Annotated in this window: 15 protein-coding genes; 10 read left to right on the top strand and 5 right to left on the bottom strand. The window is 33.1% G+C overall.

The features are described 5' to 3' along the window. Positions 1–236: transposase (locus BMY57_RS15120; protein WP_177176386.1), on the bottom strand; the 236-nt coding region annotated here is incomplete at its 3' end. Between the two features lie 215 nt (positions 237–451). Between BMY57_RS15120 and BMY57_RS15115 the strand changes: the two genes are divergently transcribed. Together BMY57_RS15115 and BMY57_RS15110 are read left to right on the top strand one after the other, a co-directional pair. Beyond that, positions 452–1,681 (top strand): MFS transporter, encoded by a 1,230-nt coding sequence (locus BMY57_RS15115; protein ID WP_091776105.1) that lies wholly within the window; start codon positions 452–454, stop codon positions 1,679–1,681. Between the two features lie 70 nt (positions 1,682–1,751). Continuing rightward, the gene (locus BMY57_RS15110; RefSeq protein WP_091776102.1) at positions 1,752–3,836 is read left to right on the top strand and encodes a peptidoglycan D,D-transpeptidase FtsI family protein; all 2,085 of its coding nucleotides are present in this window, start codon (positions 1,752–1,754) and stop codon (positions 3,834–3,836) included. 167 nt (positions 3,837–4,003) lie between these two features. Here BMY57_RS15110 and BMY57_RS15105 read toward each other — a convergent pair whose 3' ends face one another. After that, a complete protein-coding gene (locus BMY57_RS15105) occupies positions 4,004–4,561 on the bottom strand; it encodes a 5-formyltetrahydrofolate cyclo-ligase (RefSeq protein ID WP_091776099.1) in 558 nt (185 codons plus the stop codon). A gap of 63 nt (positions 4,562–4,624) precedes the next feature. After that, entirely contained in the window at positions 4,625–4,774 is a 150-nt protein-coding gene (gene rpmG, locus BMY57_RS15100) for a 50S ribosomal protein L33 (RefSeq protein WP_091776096.1), read from the bottom strand. Positions 4,775–4,944: 170 nt separating this feature from the next. Between rpmG and BMY57_RS15095 the strand changes: the two genes are divergently transcribed. From BMY57_RS15095 to BMY57_RS15065, 7 genes are all read left to right on the top strand, one after another. Further along, positions 4,945–5,325: a hypothetical protein gene (locus BMY57_RS15095; RefSeq protein WP_091776093.1), complete on the top strand. Its 381-nt coding sequence runs from the start codon at positions 4,945–4,947 to the stop codon at positions 5,323–5,325. Positions 5,326–5,336: 11 nt separating this feature from the next. Next, entirely contained in the window at positions 5,337–5,804 is a 468-nt protein-coding gene (locus tag BMY57_RS15090) for an MltG/YceG/YrrL family protein (RefSeq protein WP_091776090.1), read from the top strand. 35 nt (positions 5,805–5,839) lie between these two features. Continuing rightward, positions 5,840–7,024 carry a rhomboid family intramembrane serine protease gene (locus tag BMY57_RS15085; RefSeq protein WP_091776087.1) on the top strand — a complete coding sequence of 395 codons (1,185 nt, stop codon included), beginning with the start codon at positions 5,840–5,842 and terminating at the stop codon, positions 7,022–7,024. An 18-nt stretch (positions 7,025–7,042) separates the two neighbouring features. Further along, positions 7,043–7,234, top strand: a complete 192-nt coding sequence (locus tag BMY57_RS15080) for a YqgQ family protein (RefSeq protein ID WP_091776084.1) — start codon at positions 7,043–7,045, stop codon at positions 7,232–7,234. Between the two features lie 126 nt (positions 7,235–7,360). Beyond that, positions 7,361–9,268, top strand: coding sequence for an LTA synthase family protein (locus tag BMY57_RS15075; protein ID WP_091776082.1), 1,908 nt, complete (start codon positions 7,361–7,363; stop codon positions 9,266–9,268). 71 nt (positions 9,269–9,339) lie between these two features. Continuing rightward, positions 9,340–10,041, top strand: a complete 702-nt coding sequence (locus BMY57_RS15070) for an ABC transporter ATP-binding protein (RefSeq protein WP_091776079.1) — start codon at positions 9,340–9,342, stop codon at positions 10,039–10,041. A 9-nt stretch (positions 10,042–10,050) separates the two neighbouring features. Further along, the gene (locus BMY57_RS15065) at positions 10,051–10,836 is read left to right on the top strand and encodes an ABC transporter permease (RefSeq protein ID WP_091776076.1); all 786 of its coding nucleotides are present in this window, start codon (positions 10,051–10,053) and stop codon (positions 10,834–10,836) included. Positions 10,837–10,869: 33 nt separating this feature from the next. Here BMY57_RS15065 and BMY57_RS15060 read toward each other — a convergent pair whose 3' ends face one another. Next, positions 10,870–11,040, bottom strand: coding sequence for a DUF2759 domain-containing protein (locus tag BMY57_RS15060; protein ID WP_091776074.1), 171 nt, complete (start codon positions 11,038–11,040; stop codon positions 10,870–10,872). Positions 11,041–11,192: 152 nt separating this feature from the next. On the opposite strand from BMY57_RS15060, the gene BMY57_RS15055 reads away from it, so the two are divergent. After that, positions 11,193–11,816 (top strand): MBL fold metallo-hydrolase, encoded by a 624-nt coding sequence (locus BMY57_RS15055; protein ID WP_091776071.1) that lies wholly within the window; start codon positions 11,193–11,195, stop codon positions 11,814–11,816. A gap of 47 nt (positions 11,817–11,863) precedes the next feature. Here BMY57_RS15055 and BMY57_RS15050 read toward each other — a convergent pair. Beyond that, the coding region (locus tag BMY57_RS15050; RefSeq protein WP_143063858.1) for a transposase at positions 11,864–12,146 on the bottom strand (283 nt) is incomplete at its 5' end.

Raw genomic sequence — 12,146 nt, 5'->3', positions numbered from 1 at the left:
AATTCTCTCTCAGATCGAATCCCATAGAAATAACCTACAAACATCATCTTGAATAATACGAGTGGGTCGAGCGAAGGTCGACCATTATCTTCAGAGTAATATGAACGAACTTTTTCTGGAATGAAAGAAAAGTCTATGTATCGATCTATTTTTCTTAATAAATGATCATCAGGGACAAGCTCATCAATTGTAACCATTTCTATTTCCATTTGACGCTCTTTATTACTATTAAACATGGGAACACCGCCTTTTATTAATCTAACTATATTATAACAAATTAACGCGGTGAATTGTTAAAGTTTAGGCAAAAAATATAGGCTGTCGAGACTTTCTCGACAGCCTGAAGAGCTAACTCATAAAAAGAGTTAGCTCTTTTTAATTATATTAACTCATTCCAACGTATAGAGTAACTTTTATTGCAAAAAATACTGGTTAGGAAATGAGGGATAACATGTTTTCTAACCAGTTGTCTGGTGTTAGTCATATTGAGAAGAAAAATTTAGGGTTATTATTAATCATTGGCTGGTTATATACACTCGGTATATACTTATCCAATATTTTCGTAAATATATTTCTTTGGAAACAAACGGAAGATTTACTTTTGTTAGCATTGTATAACCTTTCAATATATTTAGCGCAAACGCTAATCTTTGTGTTGCTTGGTAAGTGGGCTAAACGTATAGATCGGGTAATTATTTTAAGGGCTGGTATTTTTGTAATTTCAGTCTTTTTTATTTCGGTTTTATTATTGTCTACTAAAGCTTCTGACCTTTACTATGTATTAGGAATATTAATTGGGACGGGTTATGGGTTATTTTGGCTTGCATATAACATCTTAATGTTTGAAGTAACAGAACCTTATACTAGGGACTTTTTTAACGGAATGTTTGGCGCTTTACAATCCTTAAGTGGAATCATAGGACCGGTATCAGCAGGGTGGATTATTACGGTACTAACAGGATATAAAGGTTATTTAACCATCTTTTTTATCTCATTTGTTTTGTTCATATTAGCTATTATATGCAGTATATTTCTTCAAAGAAGAAGTGTTGAAGGTGATTACAATATAAAAGAAGTTATAAAAGAAGGTAAACGAAATCGGCAGTGGTTTTGGATGTTATCAGCACATATGTTTCAGGGAATCCGTGAAGGTGTTTTCTTATTTTTAATTGGACTTTGGGTATATGTAGGAACCCAAAGTGAGTTAATTGTTGGGGTTTATAACATGATTTATGCAATTGCATCCTTTATTATGTATCAAGTTGTAGCAAGGATTGTAAGACCTGATAACCGAAAAATTTTAATATTAGTTGGAAGCATCTTCTTATTTTTATCAGTATTTTGGTTATTAATTTCTGATCAACCATTAGATTTTTATATTTATGCGGGTGTTTTAGGGGTGTTTTTACCATTATTTTTTGCACCATTTACATCTATTTCATATGATGTGATTGGTCAAGCTAGGAACGCTCGTGATTATCGAGTGGAATATATTATTTTTCGAGATATTGTTTTAAATAGTGGTAGAGCTTTATCGTTGATCCTCTTTATTATTGGATTAAATTATGTGTCTTCAGATGATTGGATGAAGTATTCCGTTATTATTTTTGGGGTTGGTTACTTTATTTCAGGTTTAATTATTTTTAAAATCCAAAAGTTAAATCAACATAGTTATGAATAATTTATGAAACAGCTTTTGGAAGGGGAGAAAGGGTGATATAATAAAATAGAGAAAAAAGGGGAGGAGTATCATGGGAGAAAAAAAGAAACAAAAATCACATTTACCTCTTCGATTAAATGTATTGTTTTTTGCTATATTTATTTTATTTTCATTACTAATTTTGCAATTAGGGGTTGTGCAAATTCTTCATGGTGAAGATGCACAAGCAGAAATAGATCGTACGGAGAATGTCACGTCCAAAACACCGGTTCCGCGTGCAAAAATGTATGATCGTAATGGTAACTTGATTGTTGATAACGATTTAAAGTATGCCATTACGTACACACCACCACGTAACGTTCAACCGGAAGATAATTTGGAAACTGCCGAGAAACTGGTCAATTATATGAATATGGAAGATACGGATTCCGTTACGGAACGTGATATGAAGGACTATTGGATTCTTAAGAATAGAGAAAAGGCATTTTCTAGGTTATCATCAGAAGAATTGACTCTTAGTGATAGTGAACAGTATCAAATCGTTCTCGATCGTATGACCCAAGAAGATTTAAACTCAATAACTGATGAAGAAATGGAAGTTATTGCGATTAAACGTGAGTTAGATCAAGCTACTCAACTAACTCCACACGTGATAAAGAATGAAGGAATTTCAAAAGAAGAATATGCTATTATTGCAGAACATGCACATGAATTACCTGGAATTAGTGTATCGACTGATTGGGAACGAGTAAAGGTCAATCATCCGACATTGTCTAACCTTATAGGAAATATAACAAATAGAAACGAAGGTTTACCTAGACAAGATATTAATCACTATCTTTCACGTAATTACAGTTTAAATGATCGTGTTGGAGAAAGTGGTCTAGAAGAAGAGTATGAACCTTATTTACAGGGTCAAAAAGAAGTACGTCAACACATAACAAATTCTAGTGGTGAAGTCATAAAGAGTGAACTCGTTCGTGAAGGTGAACGAGGAAAAGATTTAATGCTTTCTGTCGACATGGAATTACAAAAAGAAATTGATAAAATTTTGCAAGAAGAGTTGCAAGCAGCTATTACAAAGCATCCATATGAAAATCGTTATGTAGATCGAGCAATGGCGGTCATGATGGATCCCGATACGGGAGAGGTCCTTGCAATTTCAGGTCAACGTTATGATCGTGATAAAAAAGAATTTTATGATGAACCTTATCGTGTGTTGTATGATGCTCAATTACCGGGTTCAGCCGTAAAAGGCGCGACGGTATTAGCTGGTCTGGATTCAGGTGTTATTCAACCTGGAGAAAGATTCCGAGATCAAAGATTACAATTTAAAGGCTCTCCTGATAAAGGGTCTTGGACATCCTCTATAGGAAGCCCTACTGATATTGATGCATTAAAAAAATCATCAAACGTTTACATGTTTAGAGTCGCTATGAGGTTGGGCGGACACTGGGATTACGTCCCTAAACAGCCACTTTCCTATAATGGAGAAGGATATCAAATTCTATCAAATTATTTTAAACAGTTTGGGTTAGGAACTAAAACTGGGGTGGATTATCCTTATGAAGCAACTGGGGTTCTTGGAAGCGATCGAGTATCCCCTGTAAAAGGTTATGAGGTATTGGATATGGCGATTGGTCAGTTTGAGGCTTATACGACTATACAACTCGGACAGTATGTATCGACTATAGCTAATGGTGGATATCGCATAGCACCTAGATTAGTGAAACAGTTACACAATCCTTCTAATACAGAAGAATTAGGCAGTGTATATCAAGTTCAAAAACCTACTATTTTAAATAAAGTAGAAATGGAAGAACAATATTTAAATAGAGTACAAGAGGGATTCCGTCAAGTGTTCCAGGAATCTGGCGGTACAGCAAGTAGTTATTTCAATGATGCTGAATATAAACCAGCAGGTAAAACAGGTACAGCTCAGGCTTTTATAGAGGGTGTTGAAACTAATAATTTATCGTTAGTCGGTTATGCACCTTATGATAATCCAGAAGTCGCATTTGCGTTAATTGTGCCTTATACAGGCCAAGGTAATGAATACAAAATTAATAACATTATTGGTAGAAGAATGTTAGATGCATACTTCGAGTTGAAAGAAGAACGTGAATTAGGAAATAAGAAATCATCAGAAGATGAGGAAGAATCCGAAGAAGAATAAAGATGAAAAAGAGTACTGGGACAAAAAGATAAATAGGTCAATAAAATCCGAACGAAAATGGAGCTACCATAAAGAAGGCGAACCTTGGATGTTTAATACAGTCTAGGGTTCGCCTTCTTTTATATAATCATTATTTTGTCTCAGCCTGTTTTCAAGTTAAATATATTTTATTGATAAATATTTTTTTCAGAAATAACCGCATCGACTGGGAGGTCGTATTGATCGTGAGGTACATGTTTAACGAGTTGTTGTTCCATCGCTAAAGAAATTTTAGAGTGGGGATAATTAGCTAAGTAACGATCGTAGTAGCCACCACCATACCCAATTCGAAAACCTTGGAAGTCAAATAATAGCCCTGGAACAATGATTAAATCAATTTGATTTGGTTGGACTAATTTTTTAGGGTCTTCCTTAGGTTCATATAAATCTAGATACACATTTTCTAACTCATGTTGGTTGGTAAATAAGTAGAAATTCATAAGATGATTATCAGGGTAGCATTTAGGGATGACGATTTGTTTTCCTTGCTTCCAACCTTCCTCAATGATCGGTAATGTATCTAGCTCAATGTCTCTAGCAATGGTCAAAGCAATCACATCTGAATTCTTCCACCAATGCGTTTGATACAAACGATTAGAGATATCTTTTAAATATTGCTTTTTTTGTTCTTTGGTTATATGTTTTAATAATCGTTTACTAAGGATGCGAAATGTCTCTTTGTACATCGTAACCCCTACTTTTTATATTAATATTGGATATAAAAAAACAGCAGGAATAGTCCCTACTGTTTATTTGGTTTCACGGTGTAACGTATGTTGTTTTTCTCTTGGGCAATATTTTTTCAGTTCAATACGCTCAGTGTTTGTACGTTTATTTTTAGTAGTGTAATAATTACGGTCACCACATTCAGTACATGCTAAAGTTACTTGTACACGCATGTAAATCCCTCCATTTCTGCATTTACAATCATTTTTGACTACATCATCATACCAAATTGCAACAGATTATTCAAGAAAGAATTGTAGTTCGACAAGTGTAGATGTCATTCTCTTTTAAATTAACTAATGTTAAACTAATTAATAGAATTAAGGGTGAGGAGTGATTGTAAATGGATATTGCCATTTTAACGCTAATAATTATAAGTATAGTATTGTTCATATTATCATTTTTTATGAATAATCGCTTTGATGAACTAGAAAAACAAATAGAAGATATATCCATTGCATCTATGCAAAACGAATATCAATTAAAAAACAAGATCAAGGTTTTAGAAGAAGAGTTATTGGTTGATCCCTATGATATGACAACACCTAGATCAAACGTAAGTCAAAGTGTCACAGAATATAAAGAACCAACGATCGTTCAAAAGGTTAAAAATTTATATGATGAAGGATATTCATTACATGAGATTTCTAATGAATCTGGATTAAGAGAAGAGGATATTCGTATCATTGTTAACCAACGGGAGAAAAATGAATCATTCAAATAAGGAGTCATAACATGCGTTCAATTATACAGTCGTTTTCAATTGGATTATTAACAGCTACATTGATCATAGGTTATATTTATTGGCAAGTAGATGCAACTTCCAATGAAGAACTAGCAGGAAGTGAAATTACGATAACAGACGATGATGTCACTCAACATTTAGAAGAACAAGGATTGATAGCGGTTAAAAACGATGATTATGAGAATTTAATAAGGGAAAAACAACAATTAGAAACCAAGTTAGATGAATTAAACAACGAGACGGACCAATCCGGAGATTCTAAGGTTTTAAATATTGAATCAGGGATGACATTGGGAGATATAGCATCAGAATTAGATCGATTGAATATAATTGACGATGTGCAATCATTCTCTCAATATATGGAGGAGCAAGGTTATAGTCGTGAGATACAACTTGGAGAATATGAAATAAATACGGATATGTCATATGAAGAAATAGCTAGTTTAATTACGAGGTAAAGAGATGTAGGTTATCCGGCGGAGGAGTTGTTATTTTGTTTGTTACCGAACGCTATACCTTAATGAAGGTATTAAATCATTTATTAGAAAATCAGTATCGATTAGTTTATAAATCAGAAGAACGTGATGAATATATATTACAAAAAATCGAAAAAAAACATAACCATATTATAAGGTTAATGCATCGTACGTATGATTGGTCTAACCAAATGACTAGAGATGTTGAACAACGAATTTCTACAATTTTGCGCCAAAGGCAATTATTATCTGGGAAGAATATTCACTTCCATTTTGTATATATTTCGGACTTAGTACCAGTAGACGATTGGGAAAATCTAAAAAAAACAAGACCAATTCGCCATAACAAATCCGTTGATCTGACCGTATACTATTTAGACCAAGAATCCAGAGGGGAAGAATGGGAACGTTTCTCTAATCAATTAGAAGGTCTAAATTCAGAATTACTAAATCAATTACCTTCTACTGAGGAGCAGGAACGTCAATCCATTTATTTAGAACAAAAAATTCACGCAAATTTGTTTAAAAAGCAGAAAGAATTTGAACGTGTTTTTTCATTTGGAAAAACACGATTAACTTTTTTGCTATTAGCTATAAATGTATTTATTTTCATGTTAATTGAAAATAGTGGTGGAAGTACCAACGTACAAAATCTAGTCGATTGGGGAGCCAAATACAATCCATATATTGCAGATGGTGAGTATTGGCGTATTGTGACATCGATGTTTTTACACATAGGTATTCTACATTTAATTATGAACATGATTGCTCTTTATTATTTGGGTGATTTAACAGAAAAAATATATGGTACAAAACGGTTTTTCTTTATTTATTTTTTAGCTGGCATATTTGGAAGTGTTGCAAGTTTTGCTACAAATGATTCAGTAGCTGCAGGAGCCTCTGGAGCTATATTTGGATTGTTTGGTGCATTATTGTTTTTTGGATTACATTATCGTGAAATTTTCTTTAAAACTATGGGAATTAATTTGATTATCGTCATTGGGATTAATATATTATTCGGTTTATCCGTGCCTCAAATTGACAACGGCGCCCATATTGGAGGATTAATTGGTGGGTTTATGGCATCTCAAGTTGTTCATTTACCGAAAAAGAAATCGCCAATTATACAAATAATTACCGGTGTTATAATATTAGTTACAATTGTTATAATGTTTACGTTAGGTTTAGGAAAAGTTAAGTAAAAAATAGGAAGATGATCAATGAATAATATTATAGATGTTCGAAGTTTATTAAAGCAGTATGGAATTTTTGTTTATATTGGTGACCGTCGAGCTGATTTATCATTAATGGAAGATGAGATTAAATCCTTGTATGAAAATAAGCTTATAAGCTCTGATGAATACATGAAATCGCTTATGATTATTAAAAATGAGAGGAAAGGCCTAGAATAATTCTTTAAAATTTGGGTTATAATACTTGAATTTAAGGGTATTTCATTTAATAATATTATTTGTGAAACTTTTCTTTCTCACACTCGTCTAATACAAAAGAGAGAAAGAAAAACGGAGGTTCATAATATGGAACGCTTTAGGAGAATACCACTATTTATTATTGCTTCATTATTGGTGGGTTTAAAAACATATTTAGTTTATCGATTTTATTTTAACCTATCTTTTGAATCAGTATTTCAAGAAATCATTATTTTTATAAATGCTTTTGCATTTAGTTTCTTCGTTTTTTCTATAGGTGTATGGTTTAAGAAAAAGCGTCAGAAAAAGTTTATTTATATTACCACTATTGCAATGACTTTTATATTAATTGCGAATCTAATGTATTATCGCAATTTTACTGATTTTATAACGCTCCCTACTTTAATGCAGGTAAATAATGCTGGGGATCTTGGCGGAAGTATTCTTTCGCTATTTCATTTTGAGGATATAATTTTAATACTGGATGTTGCTCTCATTTTCTATTTAGGTAAAAGAGAAATATTTCCAATTCAACCGTTCTCAACATTATTTAAACGTAGAATATTAGCTGTAGCTTTTTCATTCTTAGCCTTGAACATGGTTTTAGCTGAACTTGAACGCCCAATGTTATTTAAACGAGGCTTTGATCGTGAATATTTAGTTAAGAATGTTGGTCTGTACACATTTCATGGTTATGATGCTTTTATAACGGCAACGATGCAATCTAAAAGAATTTTTGCCGACGGGTCAGAATTCAATGAAATAGAAGAATATGTCAAAGATAGTGTTGAAGAATCACAAAACGCTGAACAAAGTATTGATTTAGAAGGAATTGCAGAAGGAAAGAATATTGTTTATATTGCTTTCGAATCTGCTCAAGAATTTGTGATTAATCGGGAACTTCATGGAGAAGAAATTACTCCATTTTTAAATGAATTAATAGAAGATAGTTATTACTTTGATAACTATTATCATCAAACAGCGTTAGGGAAAACATCCGATCATGAATTTCTAATGGATAATAGTCTATACCCTTTACCGAATAGTGCTGCATTCTTTACTCATTCTCAAAATGAATATTATGCACTACCGGAAATTATTAAAGAGCAAAAGGGTTATAATTCTTACGTTTTCCATGCCAATAATGCAAGTTTCTGGAACCGAAATGTTATGTATGAATCGTTAGGGTATGATGAGTTCTTTGATGTCGAAAGTTATGATTTCACAAAAGAGGATACCATCGGTTGGGGTCTTAATGACAAAATGTATTTTGAGCAATCAGTAGATATCTTAAAAGAACAAGAAGACCCTTTTTATGCAAAATTCATTACTCTAACCAATCATTTTCCTTTTGATATCCCAGAAGAGGAAGCTAGTTTGGATCCTTATGAATCAGATTCAGTAACCTTAAATCAATATTTCCAAACGGTTCGTTACACAGATGAAGCTATCGAAGATTTTATGAATAAGATGAAAGAAGAAGGGTTATATGAAGACACGATCTTCATTATCGGAGGAGACCATTATGGAGTTCCTTCATACCATAATGAAGCTTTAGGTAAATATTTGGGTAAAGAAATTACACCTTTTGAAGATGTTAAACTTCAAAAAGTACCATTTATCATTCATATTCCTGGCCATGAAGACGATCGTACGATTTCAACTTTAGCTGGTCAAATTGATTACAAACCAACTATTTTAAATATGTTAGGGATCGAATTAGAAGAAGATATTCGATTCGGTAGTAATATCTTTGATAAGCCTAGTGACAGAAAAGATTTTATTGCCTTTAGAGATGGACGTGTGGTAGGTAAAGATTATGTTTATGCATCAGGCGTCTGTTATGATAACGAAACTGGAGAGCCTGTAGAAGAAGAGACAGCTTGTGAAGATATTAGAGAACAAGCAACGAAAGAATTGAATTATTCCGATGAAATAATCTATGGTGATTTGCTTCGCTTTTATGATTTTGAAAGTGGGGAAGTCATTGAAGCAGAAGAAGAACAAGATGAGTGAGGCTGTAACTTGAGCAGCCTCACTTTTTTTAGTATCTTAAGTAATATATCAAATACATAGGATGGTCATATATGCAAAAACCATTATTTGAATTAAAAGGAGTCTACAAACGAATACTTAAAAATATAAATTTAGAGATTTATAAAGGTGACAGAGTCATGTTGTTCGGTCCATCTGGTTCTGGAAAATCAACATTATTACATTTGTTTAATCGATTACATGATCCTGAAAAGGGAAACATTTATTATAATGGAGATTCAATTGATAATTATGATATACCTAAACTTCGTAAAAACATTGGGTTAGTGTTGCAACAACCTCACCTTTTTCCTGAAACAGTCGAAGATAATTTGAAATATGGACCTTCCCTTTTTGAGGAGTGGGAACAGGAATGGGTTAATCAATTATTGGATTATGTTAATTTGCCTAAATCTTATTTAAAAAAATCAGTAGACGAATTATCAGGTGGGGAGAAGCAAAGAGTATCATTAGCTCGTACGTTAGCGAACAAGCCTGAAGTGTTATTGTTGGATGAACCAACAAGTGCCTTAGACGATCAAAATATCGAACGGATTGAAGAGGTTCTCATGAGATTAATTACAACAAAAGATTTAACCGTTATTATGGTTACTCATAATATAGAACAAGCTAAACGGTTAGGAACAAAGGGTATCTTTCTTCAAAATGGGGGAGTTAGGGAAGAAGGGTTACTTCCTCAAATGTTAGATCGTCCAAAAACGGAAGAGTTAAAAAAATTTACTACGAACATATAGGAGGAACTTATGGATCGAGATGTATCAAATTTTTCCTTACTTGTTTTAATCGTCTTTGTCATGATCCCTTTTACAATTTCTTATTTTTATCAACTTGGATTAAAAAAAGATATATTATGGTCCTCGATTCGTGGTGCCTTACAATTATTTTTAATAGGACTTATTTTAACATATTTATTTAATTTAGAGCCGATGATAGGTATTCCAATTATGTTAAGCGTTATGATTATCATCGCGACATTCCATGCCCGAAAAAAAGGAAAAGAACTACCGAATGTTTTCTTAACTATTTTAAGTGGATTAATTGTTATTGAAATATTTGTGTTAGCGTTATGGTTGGGATTTGATATGGTTTCATTTACGCCGGAAGAAATTATACCAATGAGTGGCATGGTAATTGGGAATAGTATGGTAGCGATGGGATTATCTCTAGAACGGATGAAATCAGAATTTAGTACAAATCAAGGAAAAATCATAGCGGCATTGTCTTTAGGGGCGACACCAAAGCAAGCCTCACATCTATCCGTTAGACGAACATTAAATGCTGCGTTAATTCCAAATATAGATCAGTTAAAAACGATTGGACTCGTTCAGTTGCCGGGTATGATGACAGGATTAATATTAGGTGGAGTTGAACCAATTGTTGCGATTAAATATCAATTAGTCATTTCAATCAGTATTTTTTCTACTGTTTCTGTCAGTGCTATTATTGTATCTTTAGTCATGTATCGATTTTTTTATAATGAAAATATGCAAATTGTAGATTTGGATGAAAGGCAAAATAAAAACGGCTAACGAGATCGTTAGCCGTTACCATATTAGGTTCTTCTAAATCATGTTCACAATCTCTGAATAAATGGTCATGACAGAGAACCAACCGAAAACAGCAGCTGAAGCTCCAGCAAATAATAAACCGAAGATATTGCGGCGCTTTAGTTCCCTAAATACTGCAATAAAGCTTAATATCGCGACAAATAAGAAGATAATTCCTAATACCATATGGTTGTTGCCTCCTTGAAATACTTAGTTGTACAATTGATTTCAAATTTTACATTTTATAACGTATCATACTCTAGTATATTTTATACAAAAAATATCGCACTGTCGAGTGATAATATGAAAAACAAGCTTATAAAAAGGAGGACATTTTTGTGAACATTAAGGTTTTTGAGTTAGGAATACTAGGTACAAATTGTTACATTTTAGAGCAAGGTCAAAAAGCACTTATTATAGATCCAGGTGGTGATCATGATCTCCTCATTGATTATTTTACGGAACAATCCATTACACCAGTGGCAATTGTCTTAACCCATGCCCATTTTGACCATATAGGTGCCGTTGAAAATATTCGCAATCAGTACAATATCCCTGTATATATTCATTCCGTTGAGAAAGATTGGTTAACAGATCCTGATCAAAACGGATCCACTTTATTTGGGGTGGGTAAAATTTATAGTTCTAAACCGGCTGAATATCATTTAGATGAAGGCCCTAAGAGCATTGATGATTTTACGTTTGAAGTATTACATACTCCAGGACATTCACCCGGAAGCGTTTCCTTAAGCTTTAAAGAAGATCACATATTGATTGCGGGGGACACATTATTTCAAGGAAGTATAGGACGAACGGATTTACCTTTCGGGAATCATGATCAACTCATTGAAAACATTCAAAACAAGATTTTGACATTGCCTGAAGTGACTATGGTATACCCTGGCCACGGTCCTAGCACTACCGTTAGAAGGGAGAAAAAGTATAATCCGTTTCTTCAATAAAAAGGTTCTAAGTCAAATGTTGGGGTGAGCATACGCTCACTCCTAATTTAATTGATACGAACCTTTAAATTCTTATATTGATGATGCAATAACACCTTTAATCTAAAACGATCAAATCGTTTAAATCCAAAGGCATTACGCTTAATCACTTTGGTTTGATTATTAATCCCTTCAACATATCCATTATGTAAATCAAATGCGAAGCTATTCATGATTTGTTTTTGCCAATTTTGAAAGGTCGATATCGACCTTTCAAATTCTACAACTCCTGATTCCTTCACAAGGTCGTAATAACGATATAACCCTTCTTTAATTTCTTTTAGTTTATCT

Source organism: Piscibacillus halophilus, assembly GCF_900110685.1.
Lineage (GTDB): Bacteria > Bacillota > Bacilli > Bacillales > Alkalibacillaceae > Piscibacillus > Piscibacillus halophilus.
Note: the sequence above shows the minus strand (reverse complement) of the source record. Positions and strands in the feature narration are given on the sequence as shown.